The organism is Vreelandella sp. 21, from assembly GCF_050995515.1.
Lineage (GTDB): Bacteria > Pseudomonadota > Gammaproteobacteria > Pseudomonadales > Halomonadaceae > Vreelandella > Vreelandella alkaliphila.
The window spans coordinates 205,700-228,599 of record NZ_CP194673.1 but is presented as its reverse complement, the minus strand read 5'-3'; the positions used below and the strand labels follow the sequence as shown (position 1 = coordinate 228,599).

34 protein-coding genes and 1 riboswitch are annotated in these 22,900 nt (G+C 54.3%); of the genes, 11 read left to right on the top strand and 23 right to left on the bottom strand.

Annotation, left to right across the window (positions count from 1 at the left end):
- The first annotated feature begins 60 nt into the window (after positions 1–60).
- From ACN06F_RS01115 to ACN06F_RS01095, 5 genes are all read left to right on the top strand, one after another.
- Complete coding sequence (locus ACN06F_RS01115; protein WP_433924513.1) at positions 61–723, top strand: hypothetical protein; 663 nt, start codon at positions 61–63, stop codon at positions 721–723.
- Between the two features lie 300 nt (positions 724–1,023).
- Positions 1,024–1,758 (top strand): metal ABC transporter ATP-binding protein, encoded by a 735-nt coding sequence (locus ACN06F_RS01110; RefSeq protein ID WP_038486467.1) that lies wholly within the window; start codon positions 1,024–1,026, stop codon positions 1,756–1,758.
- Entirely contained in the window at positions 1,742–2,632 is an 891-nt protein-coding gene (locus ACN06F_RS01105; RefSeq protein WP_009723865.1) for a metal ABC transporter permease, read from the top strand. The genes ACN06F_RS01110 and ACN06F_RS01105 overlap by 17 nt, the downstream gene beginning before the upstream one ends.
- 28 nt (positions 2,633–2,660) lie before the next feature.
- Entirely contained in the window at positions 2,661–3,680 is a 1,020-nt protein-coding gene (locus ACN06F_RS01100; protein ID WP_433924512.1) for a metal ABC transporter solute-binding protein, Zn/Mn family, read from the top strand.
- A 136-nt stretch (positions 3,681–3,816) separates the two neighbouring features.
- Positions 3,817–4,509 (top strand): cupin domain-containing protein, encoded by a 693-nt coding sequence (locus ACN06F_RS01095; RefSeq protein WP_287705680.1) that lies wholly within the window; start codon positions 3,817–3,819, stop codon positions 4,507–4,509.
- Between the two features lie 21 nt (positions 4,510–4,530).
- Here the strand turns inward: ACN06F_RS01095 and ACN06F_RS01090 are convergent, their stop codons facing one another.
- Positions 4,531–4,896: a DUF6164 family protein gene (locus tag ACN06F_RS01090; RefSeq protein WP_038480437.1), complete on the bottom strand. Its 366-nt coding sequence runs from the start codon at positions 4,894–4,896 to the stop codon at positions 4,531–4,533.
- 1 nt (position 4,897) lies between these two features.
- A complete protein-coding gene (gene gloA, locus ACN06F_RS01085; RefSeq protein WP_095604377.1) occupies positions 4,898–5,431 on the bottom strand; it encodes a lactoylglutathione lyase in 534 nt (177 codons plus the stop codon).
- 244 nt (positions 5,432–5,675) lie between these two features.
- On the opposite strand from gloA, the gene ACN06F_RS01080 reads away from it, so the two are divergent.
- From ACN06F_RS01080 to ACN06F_RS01055, 6 genes are all read left to right on the top strand, one after another.
- Complete coding sequence (locus ACN06F_RS01080; RefSeq protein ID WP_038480431.1) at positions 5,676–6,020, top strand: hypothetical protein; 345 nt, start codon at positions 5,676–5,678, stop codon at positions 6,018–6,020.
- Between the two features lie 55 nt (positions 6,021–6,075).
- Positions 6,076–6,171, top strand: a riboswitch (TPP riboswitch).
- 24 nt (positions 6,172–6,195) lie between these two features.
- Positions 6,196–7,005 carry a hydroxyethylthiazole kinase gene (gene thiM / locus ACN06F_RS01075; RefSeq protein ID WP_038480428.1) on the top strand — a complete coding sequence of 270 codons (810 nt, stop codon included), beginning with the start codon at positions 6,196–6,198 and terminating at the stop codon, positions 7,003–7,005.
- Positions 6,995–7,609, top strand: a complete 615-nt coding sequence (gene thiE / locus ACN06F_RS01070) for a thiamine phosphate synthase (protein ID WP_433924511.1) — start codon at positions 6,995–6,997, stop codon at positions 7,607–7,609. Before thiM ends, thiE begins: the two co-directional genes overlap by 11 nt.
- Positions 7,606–8,526 (top strand): LysR family transcriptional regulator, encoded by a 921-nt coding sequence (locus ACN06F_RS01065; protein ID WP_433924510.1) that lies wholly within the window; start codon positions 7,606–7,608, stop codon positions 8,524–8,526. The genes thiE and ACN06F_RS01065 overlap by 4 nt, the downstream gene beginning before the upstream one ends.
- Before the next feature lie 91 nt (positions 8,527–8,617).
- Entirely contained in the window at positions 8,618–9,025 is a 408-nt protein-coding gene (locus ACN06F_RS01060; protein WP_038480423.1) for a DoxX family protein, read from the top strand.
- Positions 9,026–9,096: 71 nt separating this feature from the next.
- Positions 9,097–9,834: a DODA-type extradiol aromatic ring-opening family dioxygenase gene (locus ACN06F_RS01055; protein WP_433924509.1), complete on the top strand. Its 738-nt coding sequence runs from the start codon at positions 9,097–9,099 to the stop codon at positions 9,832–9,834.
- On the opposite strand, the gene yegQ is transcribed toward ACN06F_RS01055, so the two are convergent.
- The 21 genes from yegQ to rpsQ all read right to left on the bottom strand — a co-directional run bounded on the left by yegQ (position 9,827) and on the right by rpsQ (position 22,900).
- Positions 9,827–11,197 (bottom strand): tRNA 5-hydroxyuridine modification protein YegQ, encoded by a 1,371-nt coding sequence (gene yegQ / locus ACN06F_RS01050; protein ID WP_038480416.1) that lies wholly within the window; start codon positions 11,195–11,197, stop codon positions 9,827–9,829. The genes ACN06F_RS01055 and yegQ overlap by 8 nt on opposite strands.
- Before the next feature lie 171 nt (positions 11,198–11,368).
- The gene (locus ACN06F_RS01045; RefSeq protein ID WP_038480413.1) at positions 11,369–12,244 is read right to left on the bottom strand and encodes a DMT family transporter; all 876 of its coding nucleotides are present in this window, start codon (positions 12,242–12,244) and stop codon (positions 11,369–11,371) included.
- 103 nt (positions 12,245–12,347) lie between these two features.
- On the bottom strand, positions 12,348–13,772 hold the full coding sequence (locus ACN06F_RS01040; RefSeq protein ID WP_193061469.1) for a serine hydrolase: 1,425 nt from the start codon (positions 13,770–13,772) through the stop codon (positions 12,348–12,350).
- 205 nt (positions 13,773–13,977) lie between these two features.
- Positions 13,978–14,364: a 50S ribosomal protein L17 gene (gene rplQ, locus ACN06F_RS01035; protein WP_009723880.1), complete on the bottom strand. Its 387-nt coding sequence runs from the start codon at positions 14,362–14,364 to the stop codon at positions 13,978–13,980.
- A 39-nt stretch (positions 14,365–14,403) separates the two neighbouring features.
- The gene (locus ACN06F_RS01030) at positions 14,404–15,399 is read right to left on the bottom strand and encodes a DNA-directed RNA polymerase subunit alpha (RefSeq protein ID WP_009723881.1); all 996 of its coding nucleotides are present in this window, start codon (positions 15,397–15,399) and stop codon (positions 14,404–14,406) included.
- A 125-nt stretch (positions 15,400–15,524) separates the two neighbouring features.
- On the bottom strand, positions 15,525–16,145 hold the full coding sequence (rpsD, locus tag ACN06F_RS01025) for a 30S ribosomal protein S4 (protein ID WP_009723882.1): 621 nt from the start codon (positions 16,143–16,145) through the stop codon (positions 15,525–15,527).
- A 12-nt stretch (positions 16,146–16,157) separates the two neighbouring features.
- Complete coding sequence (rpsK, locus tag ACN06F_RS01020) at positions 16,158–16,544, bottom strand: 30S ribosomal protein S11 (protein ID WP_009723883.1); 387 nt, start codon at positions 16,542–16,544, stop codon at positions 16,158–16,160.
- A 52-nt stretch (positions 16,545–16,596) separates the two neighbouring features.
- Complete coding sequence (gene rpsM, locus ACN06F_RS01015; RefSeq protein WP_009723884.1) at positions 16,597–16,953, bottom strand: 30S ribosomal protein S13; 357 nt, start codon at positions 16,951–16,953, stop codon at positions 16,597–16,599.
- A gap of 123 nt (positions 16,954–17,076) precedes the next feature.
- Positions 17,077–17,190: a 50S ribosomal protein L36 gene (gene rpmJ / locus ACN06F_RS01010; RefSeq protein ID WP_009099023.1), complete on the bottom strand. Its 114-nt coding sequence runs from the start codon at positions 17,188–17,190 to the stop codon at positions 17,077–17,079.
- Between the two features lie 28 nt (positions 17,191–17,218).
- Entirely contained in the window at positions 17,219–18,550 is a 1,332-nt protein-coding gene (gene secY, locus ACN06F_RS01005; RefSeq protein WP_038480406.1) for a preprotein translocase subunit SecY, read from the bottom strand.
- The gene (gene rplO, locus ACN06F_RS01000) at positions 18,551–18,985 is read right to left on the bottom strand and encodes a 50S ribosomal protein L15 (protein ID WP_038480402.1); all 435 of its coding nucleotides are present in this window, start codon (positions 18,983–18,985) and stop codon (positions 18,551–18,553) included. It abuts the gene before it with no gap.
- Positions 18,986–18,988: 3 nt separating this feature from the next.
- Positions 18,989–19,171, bottom strand: a complete 183-nt coding sequence (rpmD, locus tag ACN06F_RS00995; RefSeq protein ID WP_009723888.1) for a 50S ribosomal protein L30 — start codon at positions 19,169–19,171, stop codon at positions 18,989–18,991.
- A gap of 6 nt (positions 19,172–19,177) precedes the next feature.
- Positions 19,178–19,678: a 30S ribosomal protein S5 gene (gene rpsE, locus ACN06F_RS00990; protein ID WP_009723889.1), complete on the bottom strand. Its 501-nt coding sequence runs from the start codon at positions 19,676–19,678 to the stop codon at positions 19,178–19,180.
- 11 nt (positions 19,679–19,689) lie between these two features.
- Positions 19,690–20,040 (bottom strand): 50S ribosomal protein L18, encoded by a 351-nt coding sequence (gene rplR, locus ACN06F_RS00985; RefSeq protein WP_009723890.1) that lies wholly within the window; start codon positions 20,038–20,040, stop codon positions 19,690–19,692.
- A gap of 9 nt (positions 20,041–20,049) precedes the next feature.
- Positions 20,050–20,580: a 50S ribosomal protein L6 gene (gene rplF, locus ACN06F_RS00980; protein ID WP_038480399.1), complete on the bottom strand. Its 531-nt coding sequence runs from the start codon at positions 20,578–20,580 to the stop codon at positions 20,050–20,052.
- 9 nt (positions 20,581–20,589) lie between these two features.
- On the bottom strand, positions 20,590–20,982 hold the full coding sequence (gene rpsH / locus ACN06F_RS00975; RefSeq protein ID WP_009723892.1) for a 30S ribosomal protein S8: 393 nt from the start codon (positions 20,980–20,982) through the stop codon (positions 20,590–20,592).
- A 32-nt stretch (positions 20,983–21,014) separates the two neighbouring features.
- Positions 21,015–21,320 (bottom strand): 30S ribosomal protein S14, encoded by a 306-nt coding sequence (gene rpsN / locus ACN06F_RS00970; RefSeq protein WP_038480396.1) that lies wholly within the window; start codon positions 21,318–21,320, stop codon positions 21,015–21,017.
- Between the two features lie 10 nt (positions 21,321–21,330).
- Positions 21,331–21,870, bottom strand: a complete 540-nt coding sequence (gene rplE / locus ACN06F_RS00965; protein ID WP_009723894.1) for a 50S ribosomal protein L5 — start codon at positions 21,868–21,870, stop codon at positions 21,331–21,333.
- A gap of 18 nt (positions 21,871–21,888) precedes the next feature.
- A complete protein-coding gene (rplX, locus tag ACN06F_RS00960; protein WP_009723895.1) occupies positions 21,889–22,203 on the bottom strand; it encodes a 50S ribosomal protein L24 in 315 nt (104 codons plus the stop codon).
- 14 nt (positions 22,204–22,217) lie between these two features.
- Positions 22,218–22,589 carry a 50S ribosomal protein L14 gene (rplN, locus tag ACN06F_RS00955; RefSeq protein ID WP_009723896.1) on the bottom strand — a complete coding sequence of 124 codons (372 nt, stop codon included), beginning with the start codon at positions 22,587–22,589 and terminating at the stop codon, positions 22,218–22,220.
- A gap of 50 nt (positions 22,590–22,639) precedes the next feature.
- Positions 22,640–22,900 (bottom strand): 30S ribosomal protein S17, encoded by a 261-nt coding sequence (gene rpsQ, locus ACN06F_RS00950; protein WP_009723897.1) that lies wholly within the window; start codon positions 22,898–22,900, stop codon positions 22,640–22,642.

Here is a 22,900-nt window from a genome sequence, read left to right as displayed (position 1 = left end):
AGCGCCTTTGGCTCAACGTGCTACGCTTCGCGTTACTTTTTATTATTTGGGTGATTCGCTATGCCGATGTTTCGTGTGTTGGCAGCTTCCGCGCTGGTGCTGCTCACGCTGTTTACGCAAGCTCAGGCGCAATCGTCTGCTGACTGGTCGGCTTACGATGAGGTGTTTGAGCGTGGGGCGAACCACGCAGCGTGGTGGGAAGCAGGCTGGACGGGCATTTATGCGGCGAGTTTTGCGCTGAATGCTTACCAGTCAAGCGAGGCTAGCAGCCGTGATGATCGTTTTGATGCGCGGGTGGGGGTGGTGAAGTCGGCGCTGGCTCTCGGGGGTATGCTGACCGATCGGCAGCCGCATCAGGCGGCACTGGTTGAGTACGAGCGCTTGAAGGCACGTGGTGAGTTAAGCGGTGTACAGGCACTCGGCTTAGAGCTTGCTCAGGCAGAACGTGAGCGCCGTGGGTTTGATGCACGCATTAGTTCACTGGTGGTCAATAGCCTGGCTGGGGCCGTGATTGCCGCCGATGGTCGTGAACGGGATGGTGCCGTGAACTTTGCCACCGGCATGTTGGTAAGTGAGCTACAGATTTGGACGCAGCCCAACCAGGCTTCTAGCGCAATTAACCGTTTTCAACCTGCTCGCCTCTCAGTTGGGCCTGTCACGTTGAACGGTGAATACGCACTGCTTGTCTCACCCCAGCAAATTGGCGCTGCTTGGCGCTATTAGCCGCGTAGTAATCGCCGCACACCATGGTCATGTTAAAAACATTGTCAGTGCAACAGGATTGTCAGCACACCAGGAGCGCGTAAAATATCGGGCTCTTTTTTGGTTTTGCCAATTGTTATGTTATAACTTATTTATTGGTTAGCGAGGACACTCAATGAGTGAGCATATGCATCGCCATAACAAGGAAGGTCCTTGTCATTTTTCGCTGATGTCATTATCTGCCGCGAAGCGGTTGGGTCTAGTGGCACTGCCGCTGCTGGGTTTATGGGGTTTAGTTTTGTGGGCAAGTGGGTGGCCGCTATGAGTGAACGTTCACTTTCACGCCTGCAACTGCATGATTTGCACCTTGCCCAAGGCGGGCGCACGGTGCTTGAGCATGTCGATGGTGACATAAAACCTGGTGCTATTACGGCGCTTATCGGCGCCAACGGGGCGGGCAAAAGTACGTTGATCCAGGCGATTATGGGTGAACTGCGGCCTATTAGCGGCAAAGTGATTTGCACCGTTGATAAAGCACGCCGCGCATGGTTACCACAGCAACTGGCTCTGGACCTTACCTTTCCGATGAGCGTGGAAGAGTTGGTGATGACCGGCAGTTGGCCAAGCCATGGGGCGCTGAAAGGCTACTGTGCGGCGCATTATCGCAAGGGTCGCGACATCATGGCGCGCTTAGGCATTTCTCATTTGGCCCACCGCCCTTTGGGTGAGCTTTCCGGTGGCCAGCGCCAGCGGGCGCTGATTGGCCGTACGTTGATGCAGGAAGCGGAGCTTTTGTTACTGGATGAGCCGTTTGCCAACGTAGATAGCGATACGGTGGATATCTTGATTCGTATTTTGCGCCAAATGGCCGATGAAGGCGTGACCATCATTATTGTGCTGCACGACATGGATCATCTGAGCCGCCTAGCCGATGAAGTTTTGATGCTAAGTGGTGGCCATGGTCGCTGGGTCGCGCCTAGTGCGCTTAGCCACCAACATGCATCGGCCAAGGTAGTGCCGTTTGCTTTGGGAGGTCGTCATGCTGGCACTGCTTGATGCATGGTTTGTTGCACCTTTTGATTATGGCTTTATGCGACGTGCGGTTGTGGGTGGCTTGGCACTTTCGCTGGCTGCCCCGCCGCTGGGCGTGTTTTTGGTGCTACGGGGCATGAGCCTGATTGGCGATGCGATGGCGCACGCTATTTTGCCTGGGGTGGCGCTGGGCTTTTTACTCGCAGGGTTCTCTCTGCCGGTGATGAGCGCCGGGGGCGTTTTGTTCGGCGTAATGGTGGCGTTACTTGCCGGTGCCGTGTCAAAAATGGGCGGCCAGCGGGAAGATGCGGCTATGGCGAGTTTTTTTATTATCTCGCTGGCAGCCGGAGTATTACTCATTTCTATGGGCGGCAGCAGCGTGGATTTAACCCATGTGCTGTTCGGCTCAATTTTGGCGATTAACTCCACTGCGCTACTGCTCATTGCCTCTATCAGCACACTGATTGTGATTATTTTGGCGATCATTTTCCGCGCGTTGGTCGTGGAGTGTTTAGACCCGCTGTTTTTACGCGGGCAAAGCCGCCGTAGCAGCTGGGTACATAGCGTTTTTTTAGGGCTATTGGTGCTTAATTTAACCGCGGGTTTCCAAACCTTGGGCACGTTAATGGCGGTGGGTTTAATGATGCTGCCTGCCACTGCGGCGCGGTTTTGGAGCAAGCGGCTGGAAGGCTTGATAGGTATTGCCGTGGTATTGGCCATGATCGCCAGTACCGGCGGGCTATTGATTTCGTTTCATCTTGATACCCCGTCAGGGCCGAGCATTATTCTGCTGGCTGGGGTGGGTTATCTACTGTCGGCACTGTTCGGCCGCTATCACAGCTTAGCCGCTAAGCTGCGGCGTAAGACAACGCCGCTGGCGCTTGAACAGTCGTCATAACTCTTTGTTATTTTTGAAGGAGCGTTATATGTCGCTTTTCTCTTCATCGCGCTGGTGGGTGGGTGTTTCGGCCATGCTGGCATTGCCTGCGGCAATGGCTAACGACCGTGTTCAGGTAGTGACCAGCTTCTCTATCTTGGCTGATATGGTCGAAAACGTGGGCGGCGAGCACGTTGACGTAACGTCGCTTGTCGGCCCTGACGGCGATGCGCATGTTTATTCGCCAAGCCCAGGCGACGCCCGCGCGCTGGCCAGCGCAGATGTGGTGGTCTTTAACGGACTGCTGTTTGAGGGCTGGATGGAGCGTTTGATTGAGTCTAGCGACTATACGGGTGCCCTGGTCACCGCAACCAACGGCATTCAACCCCGCGCCTTTGCCAAACACGATCATGAAGAACACGGCCATGACGATCATGGACACGACGACCATGGCCACGGGCACGACGAGCACGATCACAGTGAACATGACCATGGTGATGACGACCCTCACGCATGGCAGGATCTACAGCAGGCAAAGGTCTACGTTACCAATATTCGCGATGGCTTAATCGAAGCAGACAGTGCTAATGCTGAAAGTTATCAAGCGAATGCTGAGCGCTATTTAGCGACAATAGACGAGGCTGATCATGAAATTCGTGATTTGCTGAGCGATATTCCCGCTTCGGCCAGCGTGATTACCGGCCATGATTCGTTTGGTTATTTCTCAAATGCTTATGGGGTGAACTTTCTTTCCCCTGTCGGCCTTTCTACCGAGGCTGACCCCAGCGGTGCCAGCATGGCCGCGCTGGTGGATGTCATCGAACAGGAAAACGTGCAGGCGCTGTTCCACGAGAACATGACCAACCAAGCAATCATTAATCAGCTTGCCGAAGAAACTGGCCTGCCGATTGCTGGCACACTGTATGCCGATGCGCTGGCGAGTGAGGGTGAAGCCAACACTTACTTGGGCATGATGCGTCATAACGCGAACGTGCTGCACTCAGCATTGGCTCAGCCGGGTCATGACGATCATGCTCATGAACACGACCATCATGGTCATGATCATTAAGCGAAAAAGTTAACTATTGAATACCGCCGCAGGGCGGTATTTTTTTGCGTTGCATTTTGTCCCAGGGATGGGGAGACTTGCACTACTGCTGTAAATTTTCATCTCTGTAAATTCCCCCCTGCAAAGAGCCAACACCATGCGCCTGAACGCCGATTTTAGCCACTTTGCCAGTGTCACGCCGGATCAGTACCATTGGGTGGACTCCCCCAGCGCGGGTGTAGAGCGCATGATGCTAGACCGCATTGGCGACGAAGTCGCCAGAGCCACTAGCTTGGTACGCTACGCGCCCAACAGCCAGTTCAACCGCCATACTCATGGTGGTGGTGAAGAAATTTTAGTGCTGGAAGGTGTCTTTGCCGATGAGCATGGCCGTTACCCGGCAGGCAGCTACTTACGCAACCCGATTGGCACTGGTCATACCCCGCAAATAGGCGAAGAAGGCGCACTTATTCTGGTGAAGCTACACCAGTTTGATGAAAACGATATTCTGCAACTGGCCGTGCCTGCCCATAGGCTGCCCTGGCAGCCCGACCGACGGCCAGGTATTACTTACAAAATGCTGCACACCTATAGTTCAAAACAGTATGGCCCAGAGCGAGTCAGCCTAGAGCGCTGGGAAGCCGATACACTAGTGTCTTATCCACCGCTTGCCGGTGGTTTAGAGCTGTTTGTGCTGGAAGGCTCTCTGCTCAGTGATGAGCAGGAATATGCTACCGGCAGCTGGTGCCGCTACCCAGTAGGTGCGGCACCTCAGTTACGCGCGGGTAATGAAGGCGTGCAGCTTTATCTAAAACGCGGGCACTTAGCCACTGTTAAGCTACCCAGCTAATCTACAAAACTGTTTACAAATCTAGCCTACCAAGCCAATAAACGGCAGCAGCGTTAATAGGGCGATCAGCACCACGGCAACGATTACCAGTACGACTTGCACGGGGTGGGCGAGGAAGCGCCGCCATAATGTTGGTGCATTGCCACTGGCAACCGCTTCTTCGTGCTCTCGCCGTGCTTTAGCTTGACGCTTTTCCTGATACGCCGCCAATGCCGCTTCAGCGGCCTCGCGCTGAGCAGTGTTACGTAGCCAAATTGCATCGACACCCAGGCGAAAAAAGCCCGCCTGGGTTTCATAGACATCAAAGCCCTGCTCATCTAGCAATTGGCGTACTTCCAACGCCTCTTCATCGGTCACGTGGCGTAGCCGAAACAGCAAGTGGGCCATATTAGTCGCCCATGGCTGCCATGCGGTCTGCCTGAATCACTTCGATCCAGTAGCCATCTGCATCTTTGACAAAGATAACGTCTTTCATCTTGCCCTGGTCCGCGCGCTTGATGAACGTCACCTCATGCTCATCAAACCATGCCTCGGCAGCTTCTAAGTCAGGAACACTAAAGCAGATATGACCAAACCCTTGAGGCTCAGCGTTACCGTCATGATAGGCAAAGTCCTGCTGATCTTCTGTGCCCCAATTATGCGTCAACTCCAGCAAGCCTTTCTGACTGAAGGTCCAGGCAGTGCGTGCTTGACTGTCTTCTGGCACGTTATCGCTGCTTTCGAGATTGGCTAGGAAGTAGAGCGAAAACTGCATCTCTTCGAAATCCAATCGGCGTAGCACCTGCATTCCAAAAACCTTAGAGTAGAACGCTAGCGCACGTTCGGGATCCTTCACCCGCAGCATGGTGTGATTTAAGCGAAACCCTTGGGTTTGCGGCGCTACGGGCGCGACTCCGGAATGTTGTTCGCCTTGAAAACTCATTTTGCTCTCCTGTCGCTAATGCTGATCATTGAATCCATTGAGCCTCACTTACCGCTTACCATGGGGGCTTTAGAGCCATAATACCAGCCCTTACAAGCATGTAGGATTCACTAACGCAGTGTCACATTAAGCACACTGGCAATACTAAACAAAACCCCTACACTTATTATTCATAAACTTTACAAAAAGCAGTTCCCGCAACATGAGCGATGCCCCACCTTTGAGGCGCCCACAGGAGTTTTCCATGACCGCGATTGATATGACCCTCGGTGACCACATAACGTTAAAGCAGTTAGCCCATGCCATACACAATGGCTTTTCACCGATTGTGGAAGTTGAATCAATGGATGGTATCTATAAGGTTCGCTTCCATCACGCGAACGGTGTTTCTGATTTAACCAGTGCTGAGGGGCATGTCAGCACGTTTTTGGGCACCGGTGAGATTCGCGACACCCTTGGACAGCTGGGCCTCACTCATGGCGTGCTTACGTTTGCCGACCAGTGTGGCGATGAAATGATTGGTGTTGAGGGTAAGGCGATAACGCCTGATGAGATGCTCACCTACGGAACACGCATCTCGTTTCGTTGATATTTGCTCATAGCGTTTCCCAGGCTTTACAGATTGATCTAAGCCAAGGATAGTACCATCACGACAGGGGCGCCCTTGCTTAACGGGCTGAGAAGCACCCTTTGAACCTGAACCGGATAACACCGGCGTAGGGAGTCGTGGTGCAACTGCATCACCTCCCAGCCGGGAGGATATTATGCCTTCACGCCCACTCGGCGATTATCTCCGCGATCTGCGCGCTGCCACACCGCTGGTACATTGCATTACCAACTATGTGGCGATGAATAGCACCGCTAACTTGCTATTGGCGACAGGTGCTTCCCCCGCCATGCTGCATGCCCAAGAAGAAGTGGCGGAGTTCACGGCTATTTCTGGCGCGCTGTCCATTAATATTGGCACCCTCTCTTCCCCTTGGGCTGACGCCATGGCAGTCGCCGCGCGCACTGCTCATGAAAACCATATTCCGTGGGTGCTTGACCCTGTGGCTGTTGGTGCTACCACATTTCGCCTGCGTGTTTGCGAGACGCTGCTGGCTTATCAGCCTAGCGTTATTCGTGGCAACGCCTCAGAAATTCAGGCACTTAACGGACTCGCCAGCCAAGGGCGTGGAGTCGATGCGACTGCTAGCACCCAAGAAGCTACAACCGCAGCCATTGCGTTAGCACAGCAACATCGCTGCGTGGTGGCGGTCACTGGCGAGAGCGATTTCATCACCGATGGCACGGATCATTATCGGCTTAAAGGTGGGCACGCACTCATGCCTCGCGTGACTACCTTGGGCTGCGGATTGAGTGCGCTGGTGGCAAGCTTTGTGGCCGCAAGCCGCGAGCAGCCGCTGGAGGCCAGCTTGGCCGCCTTGGCGTGTTTCAGCATCGCTGGAAGCCGTGCAGGCGAGCAGGCTCAAGGCCCTGGCAGTTTCCAGGTGGCGCTATTGGATGCGCTGTATCAATTATCCCCTGACGACCTTTCGACTCTTGCTCAATGGGAGGCGGTGCATGCCGTTTGATCTTTCACTCTATTTAGTCACCGATGCTGGTCTGTGCGCTGGCATGGGTCTGGAAAAAACCGTTGAAGCTGCTGTGCAGGGCGGCATTACCATGGTGCAGCTACGCGATAAACACGCTAGTGACGAGCACATGATCGCCCAGGCCAAACGTCTCAAAGCGATGTTGGCTGGCAGTGGCGTCCCTCTGATCATTAATGATCGCCTGAACGTGGCGTTCGCCAGCCAAGCGGATGGCTTACATGTCGGGCAAAGCGACACAGCTGTTCAAGCAGCTCGAGCCACTCTCGGCCAGCACGCCATTATCGGGCTTTCAATTAACACCCCAGCCCAACTTCAGGAGGCACCTGTCGAATTGCTCAATTACGTCGGTTTAGGGCCCGTGTTTGCAACTGGCAGTAAACAAGACCACGCCCAGCCAATTGGCTTTGATGGGCTGGCACGGCTTGCCAATGCTTGCCAACTTCCCAGCGTCGCGATTGGCGGGTTAAAAGCTGAACACATGGCTCAAGTGAAAGCCGCTGGGGCAAACGGTGTTGCGGTTATTTCTGCTATTTGTGGTCAGCCAGACCCCCGCCTGGCTGCACAGGCATTCCACGCGCAATGACCCAGCTCGACCATATCGCGGCGTTTGTAAAGGTCGCTGAGCTGGGTAGCTATACCCGCGCGGCCGAGGCGCTAGACCTTTCTCGCACGCGGGTATCTCGCCAAGTGATGGCGCTTGAAGAGGCATTGGGTGCTCGGCTTATTCAGCGCACCACCCGGCGGCTGCACCTCACTGAAGCGGGAGAACGCTATCTCGTTCGTGCGCAAAGCATTCTGATCGCTTTGGACGAGGCAGCGGCAGAAATCGGCAGTGGCACCAGTACGGTGAGCGGGCAGTTGCGCATCAATGGCCCGATGAGCTTCGGCACACGCTATCTTTCACCGCTGGTTGCACAGTTTATGCAAACGCACCCTGGGCTTGAGGTGCGTTTGGATCTAAACGACCGCCGCGTTGATTTGCTGGAAGAGGGCTACGATGCCGCCATTCGTATTGGCAACCTGCCCGACTCTAGCTTAGTGGCGCGACGGCTCACCCAGTGCCGGATGCTGTTTTGCGCATCACCTGATTACCTCGCCCAGTATGGCACGCCGCTGACTAGTGAAGACTTGGCATCTCACCGCTGCCTTCGCTACCGAAGCGGCCAAAACAGTGGCGATTGGCGGATTGGTCATCAACTACTTAGTATTTCTGGCCCCCTAGAGAGTAATAATGGCGATATGCTGACGCATGCAGCTGAAGCAGGCTTAGGGATAGCGCAACAGCCCAGCTTTTTAGTGACTGATAGCATTGCGAACGGGCGCCTAGTGCCGATTTTGCAGAATCTGCCGCCTGCGTTGCTAGACATCCATGCGCTTTATCCAGCCCGACGCTATTTACCTGCCAAAGTAGAGCGCTTTATTGAGTTATTAGCGGCGGCGTGGGGTGACCCACCAGTATGGGAAATTGAGCTCGGATTGTCGCCTTTATCGCAACAGTGAAGTGCATTAACAGTGGATTATCTCAGTGGCTTTCATCTGTAAAGTGGCACTATCGCATCCAACGTGATGCTCGCGACTAAGAGAGACGGCTATGACCACTGCTAATACTTCACCACTCACCCTCCATGCCACCGCCTTGCTACGTATCAGTTTAGGCGTAATGGCCTTAGCTCACGGCTTGCTTAAGGTGTTTGTCTTCACCCTGCCAGGCACTGTCAGCTATTTTGAATCCCTGGGCTTACCGGGTGTTCTTGCTTACTTAACCATTGCTGCCGAAGTAGGTGGTGGCCTAGCACTTTTACTGGGCATCTATACTCGTTGGGTAAGCCTTGCTCTAGTACCCGTGCTGCTAGGTGCAGCCTCGGTACACCTGGGTAACGGCTGGCTGTTCTCAAACCCGGGTGGTGGCTGGGAATTCCCTATTTTCTGGGCGATTGCTCTGGTGGTACAGGCAGGCCTAGGTGGCGGTAGCGCTGTTGTCAGCCGCAAATTCGCTTAACCGCTCTGCCCGCATTGGCTTCGGCTTGTGCGGGCATCATTAGCCCGCTATAGGCTAACGGAGGTACTAAAATGCTACCCAGCCTGTTTATTTCCCATGGTTCCCCCATGTTGGCGCTGAATAAAACGCCGGCCCACGCTTTCCTACGCGAGCTGGGAAAACGCCTCTCCCCTCGCGCGGTGGTCGTCGTATCAGCCCACTGGGAGAGCCTCACGCTCAAGGTCAGTACTAGCGCACAACCAGAAACGATTCATGATTTTGGCGGGTTTCCACAAGCCCTTTTTGAGTGCCAGTATCCGGCCCCTGGCAACCCTGAATTGGCGGAACAAATTGCAGTATTATTGGGTGCTGAGCGCGTTGAGCGCGGCCTTGATCACGGCGCCTGGGTACCACTTTCGCTGATGTTTCCAGAGGCCAATGTACCGGTCGTTTCCCTGTCGCTACCTGTGCGCTGGGAAAATGACGCGCTAGTCACGCTCGGCGAGCGCCTATCGGCATTGCGAAAAGAAGGGGTTCTGATTATTGGCTCGGGCAGCCTAACCCATAACTTATATGAAACCCTGCCTCAGGACAGCCCCGCCCCCGCCTGGGTAGATGAGTTTGCCCAGTGGGTTAGCGAACATATTGAAGACAATGATCGCCAGGCATTACTTCACTGGGAGCGTGCTCCAAAAGCGCTGGAAAACCACCCGACCCCAGAACACTTCCAGCCCTTACTGGTGGCCATGGGGGCAGGCGGAGATGGAACTCAGTTACACCACAGCGTGGAACATGGCGTACTGGCGATGGATGTCTACGCGTTTAGCTAATAGCAGTGCCTAACGATACAAATTGAGCTTTTCGGGGTGGATCAAGATCGCGCATTAAAAGCGCAAATTCACTCTGCTCCGGGCTAATGCTAACACCTGGCACGGGGAGGCGAACTCGGTGCCCTGAGCCAGGTGCAGCGCGCTGGGCTTCGCCGCGAACGTTCTCCATGTGTTCAAGCACGAAGCGGTGATTGCCACCTGGCAACATGAGTTCCATGCTATCCCCCACTTCGAAGCGGTTTTTAACCTCGATGTCTAACCAGCCACGAACAGGATCGTAGCCCAGCACTTCACCGACAAACTGTTGGTGCACACCGATGGAGCTACCCTGCTGATAACTTTGAAATTCATCGTGAACATGGCGGCGATAGAAGCCTTCGGTATACCCTCTGTTCGCTAAGTTCTCCAGCTCATCCATTAATCCCATATTAAAGGGGCGGCCAGCAACGGCATCATCGATGGCGCGGCGGTAAACCTGTGCGGTCCGTGCGACGTAGTAATGAGACTTTGTCCGCCCTTCGATCTTAAGCGATGCTACTCCCATTTCTGTCAGTCGCGCCACGTGCTGTACTGCACGCAAATCCTTGGAATTCATAATGTAGGTGCCATGCTCATCTTCATACACAGGCATCAGCTTGCCAGGGCGAGTGACATCCTCGATCAGCGCTGAGAGCTCGTCCTGGTCGGCCACCGCCGTTTCAGCGACGTGCTGAGCTGGCAACAGGTCACCCGTATCATCTTGAGTGGCTGCTATGGTGTTATATTTCCAACGACAGGCATTCGTGCAGGTGCCTTGGTTGGGGTCGCGGTGATTAAAATAGCCAGACAGCAGGCAGCGTCCTGAGTAGGCAATACATAGCGCACCATGAACGAAGGTTTCGATCTCTAAGCCTGGGCACTCTGCGCGTATTTCGCCAATCTCTTCAAGGGATAGTTCCCGCGACAAAATAATGCGGCGAATACCTTGGCGCTGCCAGAATTGAGCGGCGGCCCAATTGACGACATTGGACTGCACCGACAGGTGGATCTCTTGATCTGGCCAGCGATCGCGAACCATCATAATCAGGCCCGGGTCTGACATGATCAACGCATCGGGACCGGCCTCAATGACAGGCTCCATATCCCGTAGGTACGTTGTCAGCTTGCTGTTGTGCGGAGCAATGTTGGAAGCAACATAGAATTTCTTACCTCGCGCATGTGCGTACTCAATACCACGATGCAAATTATCGATTTTAAAATCGTTGTTACGCACCCGGAGAGAGTAGCGCGGCTGACCTGCATAAACGGCATCTGCCCCATAAGCAAACGCGTAACGCATATTTTTAAAGGTACCGGCAGGCGAGAGTAATTCGGGAGCTTGCATAGACAGTCACCGTTATCAGGACGATGGCGCGCGTGCGCAGTGATGAAAGAGCCGGATTATAACCAGCTCAAACAGCCTGTCTTGCTCAGCTATCTACTTTGCTGACCCAGATCAAAAAGTAACGACCACAAGCCTCTTTTGACACATATGACGATGAATAACAGCCGCGTTTTACGCCGTTGGGCGGGGTTTCAGCGTCGTACGGCGGTCATGGTAAGCAATTGCTAATCCGCTGCCCATAATCAGCACACTGCCCACCCATACCCACAGATCTGGCAGCTCTCCCCAGAACCACCAGCCAAGCAGCACCGCCCACAGCATTGCGGTGTAATCAAATGGAGCAGCAATCGCGGCGGGGGCAAAGCGGAATGCCAGGGTAATAAACGCGGTCGCGCCAATACCCAAAACACCCGAGACCAAAAAGCCAAGCCAGTGCCAGGGCTCTGGGGTTTGCCAAACCCAGGGCAAACTCAGAGCAGTGACGATAAAGGGCACTAACGTCATGTAGAACACCATTGCCCACAGGTGCTCCCGAGCACCATAGCGCCGCGCAGTGATCATCATCAGTGCATAAAAGAAAGCCGCTCCCAAGAGGGTTAGCGTGCCGAGCTGGAACGCATCACCGCCGGGGCGAACCACAATCAGCACGCCAGCAAAGCCAACTAACGACGCTATTAATACGGGTGGATCGATTCGCTCGCCAAGCAACGGCACTGAAAGCAGCGTTACAAACAAGGGCGCCACAAAAGCGATTGCCGTGGCCTCTGCGAGTGGCAGCAGGGTTAGCCCCCAGACAAAACACACCATCGTGGCGGTATAAATCAATCCTCTGAGAAGGTGTACACGGGGGCGCTTGGTATGCAACTTGCGCAATCCGCCTGCAAAATGCGCCAACAGGGCAATGAGCGGTAATGACACGAGCGTACGAAAGAAAATAATCTGTAGCGGCGAATGGACCTCGCCTAGCCACTTCGATACCGCATCACCGAGCGCTAAGAACAGAACTCCTAAGCACATGCACAGGATACCTTTTAACGACGTTGTCACGACGCTCTCCTTTTGCCCTTTGGACACTTTATCAGCCGGGATTAACAACTAATAAAAAACCCCGCCAATGTGTCACTGACGGGGCTGCGGATCTAACGTGGCTTTACAAACTTGCGTTGACCACCATGCACTCCATCCCCTGCGCCTGGAGCGTTCTACAAGCGCGTCTGGCGCGTGCTTCGTCCAAGGCGACAACCCTGGCGCGGAATACCGGCGTTTGACCAGCTAAAGTATCGATAGCAACCCGCCCCCCCACTTCATGAGGCAGGCGCTGCGCTGCCTGACGTGCCAACTGCTCTGCTCGCGCTGCCTGGCTAAAAGCACCTACCTGGATACCCCAATCACCAGCAGTAACAGACCGTTGAGGCGTAGCTGCCAATTCGCGCTCACGTTCAATAAAAGCGTTCACCGGGTCTGGTCTACGGGTGACAGGAACTTCTGTCGGTGCCTCCATTGAGCGCGCGAGACGATCTTCAATTTCAACAGCCGGTGCAGACGCTGGTGAAGGAGAAAGGGTTGTCGCTGCCAAATTATTCGAAGCCGCTGTATTATTCGAAATCGTTACATTACTGGCCATGACAGGGCGATTAGAGGCTGGCGGTGTCGACATGGGGCGTTGGCTAGGCGCGTTAGAGCCAGAGAAAGCCATAAACTCTCTAGAAAAAGTGGTATTGGCCAGCCACGTTTGCTGGTCACGCAGCGCTGCACGAGCAAAGCTACGGTCTAACAGGTTGGCCATATGAGAATCACGAGATGACCCACTAAAGCCACCCATAACAACGCCCACCATACGGCGATCCCCGTGGACGGCCGTTGTCGCTACATTGAAACCAGATGCACGAATGAAGCCGGTTTTAAGGCCATCTGCACCGGGGTAGTTTTTCACTAAGCGGTTATGGCTGGTGTGCCGGGTACCACGATAGGTGAACTCCTGGAGCCCAAAGTAGTGGTAGTACTGTGGGAAGTCCTGCATCACGCGCACAGAGAGTGTCACCATATCCCGTGCCGTGGTGACCTGCTGATCATCAGGTAGACCCGAGGCATTACGGAACGTGGTGGCATTCATGCCTAGCTCGCGCGCTTTTGCGGTCATCAGCTGAGCGAAACGCTGCTCGCTACCACCTAATGCTTCAGCCACCACGACGGCAACATCATTAGCAGAGCGCACTGCCAACGCACGAATAGCAGAATCAACAGGAATGGTACTACCTGCAGAAAGCCACAGTTTTACAGCAGGCATGGCGGCAGCTTGAGCAGACACAGGAAGCGGCTGATTAAGACTGAGCTGGCCACTCTCCAATGCTTCAAATGTAAGATAAAGCGTCATCATTTTGGTTAACGATGCGGGGTAGCGACGCTCATCGGCATTCTCGGCGTACAGCACCTCTCCGTTTTCCAAATCCACAACAATCCCAGCATAACGCGGATTTGCATGAGCACTCGATATTGTGCTTAGCAGCAATACCATTAACGACAGCGGAAGCCACCAACGCGCGACGATCGTTGCGCATATTCCCCTTGTTGCCATACATGCCCCTTTCTTGTTTTGCTGTGATGTCACACTACCAACCATTAATCTACTTGCCACACTAAGAAATCTAAGACTAGCACGGTAACTCTTCAAGTGAATTAAGAAAGCAGTATAAAAGTTGAAAACGCAATGAAATGAATAGACCAAAAAAAACCGACCCTAAGGGGTCGGCTTTCATTTTGTTGAGCAACAACGCAGAGACTTACTCTTCTGCAGCTGCTTCTTCAACAACCGGACGGTCAACCAGCTCAACGAACGCCATGGGCGCGTTGTCGCCTGTGCGGTAACCGCACTTGAGGATGCGGATGTAACCACCCGGACGCTCGGCATAACGCGGACCTAGCTCGTTGAACAGTTTGCCGACGGCTTCTTTGGAGCGCGTGCGGGCAAATGCCAAACGGCGGTTTGCAACGCTATCCTGCTTGGCTAGGGTAATTAGCGGCTCGATAACGCGACGCAATTCCTTGGCCTTAGGCAGGGTTGTCTTGATGACTTCATGTTCGACCAGCGAGACAGACATGTTCTTGAACATGGCCTGACGATGCGAGCTGGTACGATTCAGATGACGACCACTCTTACGATGACGCATGGTTGTAATTCCTTACCAAACTGGGACTCGAGTCGACACTCACGCGGAGGCCTTGTCGTCCTTCAGGCTAGCGGGTGGCCAATTTTCCAGCCGCATGCCGAGGGACAAGCCGCGCGCTGCCAATACGTCTTTGATTTCATTCAAAGACTTTTTACCAAGATTCGGTGTCTTCAGCAGCTCAACTTCAGTGCGCTGGATAAGATCACCAATGTAGTAAATATTCTCGGCTTTTAGGCAGTTAGCGCTGCGAACTGTCAACTCAAGATCGTCTACGGGGCGCAATAGGATAGGATCAACAAGATCCTCTTCCTCTTCGACTTCCTGCTCTTTATCAGCTTCCAGGTCGACGAAGGCGGCCAGCTGCTCTTGCAGAATGGTCGCACTGCGACGGATAGCCTCTTCCGGATCCAGTGTACCGTCGGTTTCCAGATCGATAATTAACTTATCGAGGTCGGTGCGCTGCTCAACACGAGCGGCTTCAACCGAATAGGAAACACGGCGAACAGGGCTGAAGGTGGCATCCAGCTGCAGGCGGCCAATTGCACGTGTCTCTTCATCAGAGCCACGAGCGTCAGCCGGTTCGTAACCACGACCCAGCGCTACCTTAAGCTGAATTTTCAGCTCGGCACCTTCATTGACATGAGCAATGACGTGATCCGGGTTGACGATTTCGACGCTATGATCAAGCGCAATGTCGCCAGCGGTGACGACAGCTGGGCCCTGCTTGTTCAGCGAGAGCACCGCCTCATCGCGGCTGTGCATCTTGATCGCAACATCTTTCAAGTTCAGGAGGATTTCGATGACATCTTCCTGCACCCCTTCGAGCGCACTGTATTCGTGCTCTACACCGGCAATTTCAGCCTCTACCACGGCAGCGCCGGGCATGGACGAAAGCAGAATGCGACGAAGTGCATTCCCCAGGGTGTGACCAAAGCCGCGCTCGAACGGTTCGAGAACGATTTTGGCATGATGTGCGCTGATTTCTTCGACCTTGATGTCACGAGGACGAAGAAACTCTGTCACTGAACGCTGCATATGAACACCTTTCAGGCTGCCAAACGGATACTGAGTACTCTAGAGCACACTACTCAAGAGCATCTGGGCGGTTAGCTTTGCTACCCCGCCCAGGTCTCAAGAAGCAGAAATGTAAATCAAACTGCTTACTTGGAGTACAGCTCGACGATCAGGTTTTCGTTGATGTCGGCAGTCAGGTCACCGCGTTCAGGCAGAGCCTTGAAAGTGCCTTCCATCTTCTTGGCGTCGATTTCGATCCAAGCGATATCGCCACGGTTGGCCGCAATGGTCAACGAGTGTTGAATACGTGCTTGGTTCTTCGCCTTTTCGCGAACAGAAACAACGTCACCGGGCTTCACTTGGTAGGAAGCAACGTTAACGGTGCGGCCGTTCACGGAAATCGCCTTGTGGCTGACCAGCTGACGCGCTTCAGAGCGAGTCGAGCCAAAGCCCATGCGGTAGACGACGTTATCCAGTCGGGATTCAAGCAACTGCAACAATACTTCACCAGTCGCACCTTTCAGGCGAGCGGCTTCTTTGTAGTAGTTGCGGAACTGCTTTTCGAGTACGCCATACATACGGCGTACTTTCTGCTTCTCACGAAGCTGCAAGCCGTAGTCGGAAAGACGCTGACGACGCTGGCCGTGTACACCCGGGATCTGCTCGGATTTACACTTTTTCTCGAAGGGAGTAACACCGCTCTTTAAAAAGAGGTCGGTGCCTTCACGACGAGACAGTTTGCACTTCGGTCCAATATAACGAGCCATGAATCTGTCTCCTTAAACGCGGCGTTTCTTAGGCGGACGGCAGCCATTATGAGGAATGGGCGTCGCGTCAGTGATGCTTTGCACGCGGAAGCCGGCGGCATTGAGAGCGCGCACGGCGGATTCACGGCCTGGACCGGGGCCCTTGACCAGCACGTCTACGTTTTTCACACCATACTCGGCTGCAGCAGTTGCTGCACGCTCACTTGCCACTTGAGCAGCGAACGGGGTGCTCTTGCGAGAACCACGAAAACCCGAACCACCGGCTGTCGCCCAAGAAAGAGCGTTGCCCTGGCGGTCTGTGATCGTCACGATCGTGTTGTTAAAAGAGGCGTGGATATGCGCTACGGCGTCCACTACCTGCTTTTTAACCTTTTTACGGTTACTACGCGGGTTAGCCATGTTGATGTCTATTCCTGTCTTAACGTCAGCTCTCTATTAAAGAGCCTGCGTGTTATTTGCGGATCGGCTTACGCGGGCCCTTACGGGTACGCGCGTTAGTCTTAGTCCGCTGACCACGCAGCGGAAGACTACGACGATGACGCAGACCACGGTAGCAGCCTAAGTCCATGAGACGCTTAATGTTAAGCGTAACATCACGACGAAGGTCGCCTTCTACGGTGTACTTACCAACTTCAGAACGCAGGGTATCCAGCTCATCGCTAGATAGATCCTGGATCTTGGTAGTAGGCGCGATACCGGCAGCAGCACAAACGTGCTGAGCGCGGGTACGGCCAATCCCGAAGATATAGGTCAGCGAGATCGCCGCATGCTTGTTGTCCGGGATATTGACGCCTGCAATACGGGCCATCAGCTTACTCCGAAATTTGAGCGGCTTGCTCGTTTATTCATCTACAAAAGGCGCAACAGCATACCCCTTTATAAGCCTTATGGCAAGGGGTATGCCGGCACCCGCTTAAAAACAACCCAGGTATTAACCCTGGCGCTGTTTGTGCCGCGGTTCGATACAAATGACGCGGACAGCGCCATTGCGTCGAATGATCTTACAATTACGGCACATCTTCTTTACGGAAGCTCGAACTTTCATCGTTCTCTCCAAATCGCAACGGCGCGCCTCAGCGCATAATGCCGCCGCTACCGTAGCCTTTCAGGTTGGACTTCTTCATCACCGAGTCATATTGATGCGACATGAGATGCGACTGCACCTGGGCCATGAAGTCCATGATGACCACAACCACGATCAGAAGCGAAGTTCCGCCGAAGAAAAACGGCACGTTCCACGCAACGATCAAGAACTGGGGCATCAAGGAAACCGCAGTGATATACAAGGCACCGAACAAAGTAAGACGAGTCATTACTTTATCGATATAGCGAGCGGTCTGCTCGCCGGGGCGAATGCCCGGCAGGAAGGCGCCTGACTTTTTAAGATTGTCAGCCACATCCTTGGGGTTGAAGACCAGCGCTGTGTAAAAGAAGCAGAAGAATACCACTGCCGCCGCGAAAAGCAAGATGTAAAGCGGTTGGCCGGGGCCTAACGCTTGTGATGCACGCTGTAACCACTCCATTCCTTCGCCAGCACCCACCCACTGACCAATAGAGGCCGGGAAGAGTAAAATACTGGAAGCGAAGATTGCTGGAATAACACCAGCCATATTCACTTTCAAAGGCAGGTAGCTGCTTTGGCCTGCATACATCTTATTGCCGACCTGGCGCCTGGGGTAGTTCACTTTCAAGCGGCGTTGACCGCGCTCAATGAACACCACAAACGCAACGGTAGCAATACCTAGCACTGACAGCGCTAACAGCGGAAGAACATTCCAGGCACCTTCATTACGAGCAAGCTCGAACGCTTGCCCAACGGCACTGGGCAGCCCAGCGACGATCCCCGCGAAGATCAACAGCGAAATACCGTTGCCGATGCCCTTCTCGGTGATCTGCTCACCTAGCCACATCATAAACACCGCGCCTGATACAAATGTAATCACGGCGGTGAAAAAGAAGCTGAAGTCAGCGCTGTATGCGATGCCTTGGCTAGCCAGACCGACGGACATACCGGTAGCCTGGACGAAAGCCAGTATCACCGTGCCGTAGCGCGTGTACTGGCTAATCTTGCGGCGGCCAGCCTCACCCTCTTTCTTGAGCTGTTCAAGATGAGGGGAGACCGCAGTCATGAGCTGCATGATAATCGACGCCGAAATGTAGGGCATTATGCCCAGGGCGAGGACGCTCATGCGCTCCAGGGCGCCACCCGAGAACATGTTAAACATGCCTAGAATGGTGCCCTGTTGCTCCCTAAACAAGGCAGCAAGCTGGTCAGGATTGATACCGGGAACGGGAATGTGGGCACCAATACGGTACACCACGATGGCGAGGAGCACGAAGCGCAAACGCGCCCACAGTTCACTCAGACCGCTGCCCATCGCCGGCATATTTCCTGACTTGGCCATTTAGTCCTCTACCTTGCCGCCGGCGGCTTCGATCGCTTCACGGGCACCCTTGGTGACCTTGATACCACGAACGGTAACCGCCTTTTTCAGTTCGCCAGAAAGGATGATCTTCGCATGAAGCGTCGCATCCTTTAGCACGTTGGCTTGCTTCAGAGTTTCCATAGTGACTTCGTCACCGGCAACCTTAGCAAGTTCAGCCAGACGTACTTCTTCAGATACCAATGACTTAGCAGACGTAAAGCCGAACTTCGGCAAACGACGCTGCAATGGCATCTGACCGCCTTCGAAACCAGGCTTGACGCTGCCGCCACTGCGAGATTTCTGACCTTTGTGGCCACGGCCACCGGTCTTACCAAGACCGGAGCCGATACCACGACCAACGCGCTTTTCAGCGTGTTTGGAGCCCGGTGCCGGGCTCAGGGTATTGAGTTTCATGGATTACTCTCCCTCAACGCGCACAAGGTAGTTAACCTTGTGGATCATGCCGCGTACGGCAGGGGTGTCTTCCAGCTCAACCGTATGACCGATGCGACGCAGACCCAGGCCCTTCATAGTAGCCTTGTGCTTGGGCAAAACGCCGATGGTGCTGCGGATCTGGGTAACCTTGATCGTTGCTGCCATGGTGCCTTACCCCGTGATCGCTTCGACAGACAGACCGCGCTTAGCGGCAATGTCTTCCGGTGCTTGCATGGAGGAGAGACCTTTAACAGTCGCTCGCACCACGTTAACCGGGTTGGTGGAACCGTAGCACTTGGCCAGTACATCATGGACACCAGCGAGCTCTAGTACAGAGCGCATGGCGCCGCCAGCGATGATACCGGTACCTTCAGAAGCCGGCTGCATGTACACCTTAGAAGCACCGTGACGGGCTTTTATCGGGTACTGAAGCGTATGGCCTGCAAGGTTAACCTTGACCATGTTGCGACGAGCTTGATCCATCGCTTTCTGGATCGCAACAGGCACTTCACGCGCCTTGCCACGACCAAAACCGACACGACCTTTACCATCACCAACGACGGTCAGCGCGGTGAAGCCGAAAATACGACCACCTTTGACCACCTTGGCGACGCGGTTGACCTGCACTAACTTCTCTTGCAGATCACCGCTTTGCTGTTCGTTCTTCGCCATCGTAAAACCCTTTAGAATTCCAGGCCGCCTTCACGTGCGGCGTCGGCCAGAGCCTTAACGCGACCGTGATACTTAAAGCCAGCACGATCGAAGGCCACCTGGGTGATGCCTGCTTCTTTAGCGCGTTCAGCAATCAGAGCGCCAACCTTAGAGGCGGCTTCTGCGTTGCCAGTCGCACCCTCGCGCAGTGCTTTGTCCAGCGTAGAAGCACTGGCTAGCACTTTGCCACCATCCGGCGAGATAATCTGCGCATAGATGTGACGCGGGGTACGGTTGACGCACAGGCGATACACGCCCAGCTCGCGGATCTTTGCGCGAGCGCGGCGGGCACGACGGAGACGAGATTCTTTCTTCGCGTTCATAACCCTGCCTTACTTCTTCTTGGCTTCTTTGCGACGCACCTGCTCGTCGGCGTACCGAACACCCTTGCCTTTATACGGCTCAGGGGGACGGAAGGCGCGGATTTCCGCGGCGCACTGGCCGAGCATCTGCTTGTCCGCGCTTTTCAGCACGATCACGGTGTTCTTCGGCGTTTCCGCTGAGACACCCTTAGGCAGTTCATAGTCGACCGGGTGCGAGAAGCCCAGTGAAAGATTGAGCGTCTGGCCCTTAGCTTGGGCACGATAACCGACGCCTACAATTTCGAGAGTTTTTGTGAAACCCTCGGATACGCCCGTTACCAGGTTCTGAACCAAGGCGCGGGTAGTACCGGCCATTGCCCAGCTCTTGGCAGACTCACTCGGGGCGAAGGTCAGCTGGCCATCTTCTTGACCAATCACCACGTCCTGGTGAATGGGCATAGATAGCGTGCCCTGGCCGCCTTTGGCGGTCAGCTGGCCAGCGTCGATTTTAATCTCGACACCAGCAGGCACTTTAACCGGATATTTCGCTATGCGGGACATTCCAGCCTCCTAGAATACGGTGCAGATGACTTCGCCACCGACGCCTGCTTGGCGCGCGGCACGATCGGTCATGACACCATTAGAGGTGGTGACAATCGCGATACCCAGACCATCGGCGACCTTAGGCAGGTTGTCTTTGCCCTTGTACTGGCGCAGAGACGGCTTGGAAACCCGTTGAATGTGCTCAATAACCGGCTTACCCTCAAAATACTTGAGAGTAACGGTCAGCTCGGGTTTAACGCCTTCAGCCACCGTAAAGTCGGTAATGTAGCCTTCTTCCTTTAACACGCGGGCCACTTCCACTTTCAGCTTGGAGGACGGCATGGTAGCCGTCTCCTTGGTGGCCATCTGCGCATTGCGGATACGGGTAAACATATCCGCTAGAGTGTCTTGCATGCTCATTTAATGTGCGCTCCTGATGATTCGACGTGACGTTACCAGCTGGACTTTTTCAGGCCAGGGACGTCGCCACGCATGGCGGCTTCACGCAGCTTGTTACGGCCAAGGCCGAACTTGTTGTAAAAACCGTGCGGACGGCCAGTCACGCGGCAGCGGTTACGCTGACGCACCGGGCTTGAGTCGCGCGGCAGTTGCTGCAGCTTCAGCGTCGCCTCGAAACGTTCTTCTTCAGAAGCGTTCACGTCCAAGATGATTTTCTTGAGCTCTGCGCGCTTAGCCGCATACTTCTCGACTAGCTGAGTACGCTTGAGCTCGCGCTCTATCATACTTTTCTTAGCCATGATCCAACCCTTATTTCTTAAACGGGAAGTTCAGTGCCGCTAGTAGCGCACGACCTTCCTCGTCGGTGTTGGCGGTAGTAGTGATAGTGACGTCCAGCCCCCGGATGCGATCGATCTTATCATACTCGATCTCCGGGAAGATGATCTGCTCACGCACACCCATTGAGTAATTGCCGCGACCGTCAAAAGACTTCGGATTGAGACCACGGAAGTCACGCACGCGGGGAATCGCAATGTTCACCAAACGGTCCAGGAAGTCCCACATACGCGCTGAGCGCAGTGTTACTTTGACACCGATCGGCCAACCTTCGCGCACCTTGAAGCCCGCGATGGACTTGCGTGCCTTGGTCACCAACGGTTTTTGACCGGAGAGTTTCTCCAGGTCGCCGATGGCATTGTCGATCAACTTTTTATCGCTGACCGCTTCGCCGATACCCATGTTCAGAGTCACTTTCGTGATCCGGGGTACCTGCATTACGTTGGCGTAGCTGAACTGCTCTTTGAGCTGAGCCACGACCTCGTTTTGATAACGTTCTTTCAAGTTCGCCATTTTGCTACCCGACTCGCGTTAGGCGTCGATCTGCGTCTGCGTCGACTTGTAGATACGTACCTTGGTACCGTCTTCCTTAACTTGGAAGCCGACGCGATCCGCCTTACCGGTCTCCGAATTGAAGATGGCTACGTTGGACGCGTGAATCGGAGCCTCACGCTCGACGATACCGCCCTGATTTCCCGCCATGGGATTAGGCTTGGTGTGACGTTTAATCATATTCACACCGGACACCACGAAGCGGTTTTCTAGTACCCGCTTAACAGTGCCACGTTTGCCTTTATCCTTCCCGGCGATGACGATGACTTCATCGTCACGTTTGATCTTTTGCATATCCGCCTCGCTCCTTACAGCACTTCAGGCGCTAGGGAAATGATCTTCATGAACTTCTCATTACGAAGTTCACGAGTTACCGGCCCGAAGATACGCGTGCCGATCGGCTGTTCGTTGGTATTATTCAACAAAACCGCCGCATTTCCATCGAAACGGATCAGCGAACCGTCACTACGACGGACGCCACTACGGGTGCGAACGACTACCGCTTTCAGCACTTGGCCTTTTTTGACCTTACCGCGCGGAATCGCTTCCTTCACCGTTACCTTAATGACGTCACCAACGCGAGCGTAGCGACGGTGTGAACCGCCTAACACCTTGATGCATTGCACCCGGCGCGCTCCGCTGTTGTCAGCGACATCCAGCATTGTCTGAGTCTGAATCATCGGTTTTCTCCAAACCTAATCTGACTGCACTGATCGGCAGACTTTAGGTATTAACCCTTAGCCTGCTCAACCACCTCGACCAGCGTCCAAGCTTTCTTCTTGGAAAGCGGACGGCACTCCTGAATGGAAACCGTATCGCCTGCCTTAGCCTGGTTCGCCTCATCATGGGCGTGCAGCTTGGTGGAGCGCTTGACGTATTTTCCGTAGATCGGGTGACGCTCACGACGCTCGATCATAACGACGATGGATTTATCCATCTTATCGCTCACCACCTTGCCGGTGAGCGTACGTGTTTTTTTCTCTTCGGCCAT

What these genes read in the sequence shown, in the direction of transcription:
- ACN06F_RS01115 (WP_433924513.1), top strand. Translation starts at nt 61, where the DNA reads ATGCCGATGTTTCGTGTGTTGGCAGCTTCCGCGCTGGTGCTGCTCACG.
- ACN06F_RS01110 (WP_038486467.1), top strand. Translation starts at nt 1,024, where the DNA reads ATGAGTGAACGTTCACTTTCACGCCTGCAACTGCATGATTTGCACCTT.
- ACN06F_RS01105 (WP_009723865.1), top strand. Translation starts at nt 1,742, where the DNA reads ATGCTGGCACTGCTTGATGCATGGTTTGTTGCACCTTTTGATTATGGC.
- ACN06F_RS01100 (WP_433924512.1), top strand. Translation starts at nt 2,661, where the DNA reads ATGTCGCTTTTCTCTTCATCGCGCTGGTGGGTGGGTGTTTCGGCCATG.
- ACN06F_RS01095 (WP_287705680.1), top strand. Translation starts at nt 3,817, where the DNA reads ATGCGCCTGAACGCCGATTTTAGCCACTTTGCCAGTGTCACGCCGGAT.
- ACN06F_RS01090 (WP_038480437.1), bottom strand. Translation starts at nt 4,896, where the DNA reads ATGGCCCACTTGCTGTTTCGGCTACGCCACGTGACCGATGAAGAGGCG.
- gloA (WP_095604377.1), bottom strand. Translation starts at nt 5,431, where the DNA reads ATGAGTTTTCAAGGCGAACAACATTCCGGAGTCGCGCCCGTAGCGCCG.
- ACN06F_RS01080 (WP_038480431.1), top strand. Translation starts at nt 5,676, where the DNA reads ATGACCGCGATTGATATGACCCTCGGTGACCACATAACGTTAAAGCAG.
- thiM (WP_038480428.1), top strand. Translation starts at nt 6,196, where the DNA reads ATGCCTTCACGCCCACTCGGCGATTATCTCCGCGATCTGCGCGCTGCC.
- thiE (WP_433924511.1), top strand. Translation starts at nt 6,995, where the DNA reads ATGCCGTTTGATCTTTCACTCTATTTAGTCACCGATGCTGGTCTGTGC.
- ACN06F_RS01065 (WP_433924510.1), top strand. Translation starts at nt 7,606, where the DNA reads ATGACCCAGCTCGACCATATCGCGGCGTTTGTAAAGGTCGCTGAGCTG.
- ACN06F_RS01060 (WP_038480423.1), top strand. Translation starts at nt 8,618, where the DNA reads ATGACCACTGCTAATACTTCACCACTCACCCTCCATGCCACCGCCTTG.
- ACN06F_RS01055 (WP_433924509.1), top strand. Translation starts at nt 9,097, where the DNA reads ATGCTACCCAGCCTGTTTATTTCCCATGGTTCCCCCATGTTGGCGCTG.
- yegQ (WP_038480416.1), bottom strand. Translation starts at nt 11,197, where the DNA reads ATGCAAGCTCCCGAATTACTCTCGCCTGCCGGTACCTTTAAAAATATG.
- ACN06F_RS01040 (WP_193061469.1), bottom strand. Translation starts at nt 13,772, where the DNA reads ATGGCAACAAGGGGAATATGCGCAACGATCGTCGCGCGTTGGTGGCTT.
- rplQ (WP_009723880.1), bottom strand. Translation starts at nt 14,364, where the DNA reads ATGCGTCATCGTAAGAGTGGTCGTCATCTGAATCGTACCAGCTCGCAT.
- ACN06F_RS01030 (WP_009723881.1), bottom strand. Translation starts at nt 15,399, where the DNA reads ATGCAGCGTTCAGTGACAGAGTTTCTTCGTCCTCGTGACATCAAGGTC.
- rpsD (WP_009723882.1), bottom strand. Translation starts at nt 16,145, where the DNA reads ATGGCTCGTTATATTGGACCGAAGTGCAAACTGTCTCGTCGTGAAGGC.
- rpsK (WP_009723883.1), bottom strand. Translation starts at nt 16,544, where the DNA reads ATGGCTAACCCGCGTAGTAACCGTAAAAAGGTTAAAAAGCAGGTAGTG.
- rpsM (WP_009723884.1), bottom strand. Translation starts at nt 16,953, where the DNA reads ATGGCCCGTATTGCAGGCGTCAATATCCCGGACAACAAGCATGCGGCG.
- rpmJ (WP_009099023.1), bottom strand. Translation starts at nt 17,190, where the DNA reads ATGAAAGTTCGAGCTTCCGTAAAGAAGATGTGCCGTAATTGTAAGATC.
- secY (WP_038480406.1), bottom strand. Translation starts at nt 18,550, where the DNA reads ATGGCCAAGTCAGGAAATATGCCGGCGATGGGCAGCGGTCTGAGTGAA.
- rplO (WP_038480402.1), bottom strand. Translation starts at nt 18,985, where the DNA reads ATGAAACTCAATACCCTGAGCCCGGCACCGGGCTCCAAACACGCTGAA.
- rpmD (WP_009723888.1), bottom strand. Translation starts at nt 19,171, where the DNA reads ATGGCAGCAACGATCAAGGTTACCCAGATCCGCAGCACCATCGGCGTT.
- rpsE (WP_009723889.1), bottom strand. Translation starts at nt 19,678, where the DNA reads ATGGCGAAGAACGAACAGCAAAGCGGTGATCTGCAAGAGAAGTTAGTG.
- rplR (WP_009723890.1), bottom strand. Translation starts at nt 20,040, where the DNA reads ATGAACGCGAAGAAAGAATCTCGTCTCCGTCGTGCCCGCCGCGCTCGC.
- rplF (WP_038480399.1), bottom strand. Translation starts at nt 20,580, where the DNA reads ATGTCCCGCATAGCGAAATATCCGGTTAAAGTGCCTGCTGGTGTCGAG.
- rpsH (WP_009723892.1), bottom strand. Translation starts at nt 20,982, where the DNA reads ATGAGCATGCAAGACACTCTAGCGGATATGTTTACCCGTATCCGCAAT.
- rpsN (WP_038480396.1), bottom strand. Translation starts at nt 21,320, where the DNA reads ATGGCTAAGAAAAGTATGATAGAGCGCGAGCTCAAGCGTACTCAGCTA.
- rplE (WP_009723894.1), bottom strand. Translation starts at nt 21,870, where the DNA reads ATGGCGAACTTGAAAGAACGTTATCAAAACGAGGTCGTGGCTCAGCTC.
- rplX (WP_009723895.1), bottom strand. Translation starts at nt 22,203, where the DNA reads ATGCAAAAGATCAAACGTGACGATGAAGTCATCGTCATCGCCGGGAAG.
- rplN (WP_009723896.1), bottom strand. Translation starts at nt 22,589, where the DNA reads ATGATTCAGACTCAGACAATGCTGGATGTCGCTGACAACAGCGGAGCG.
- rpsQ (WP_009723897.1), bottom strand. Translation starts at nt 22,900, where the DNA reads ATGGCCGAAGAGAAAAAAACACGTACGCTCACCGGCAAGGTGGTGAGC.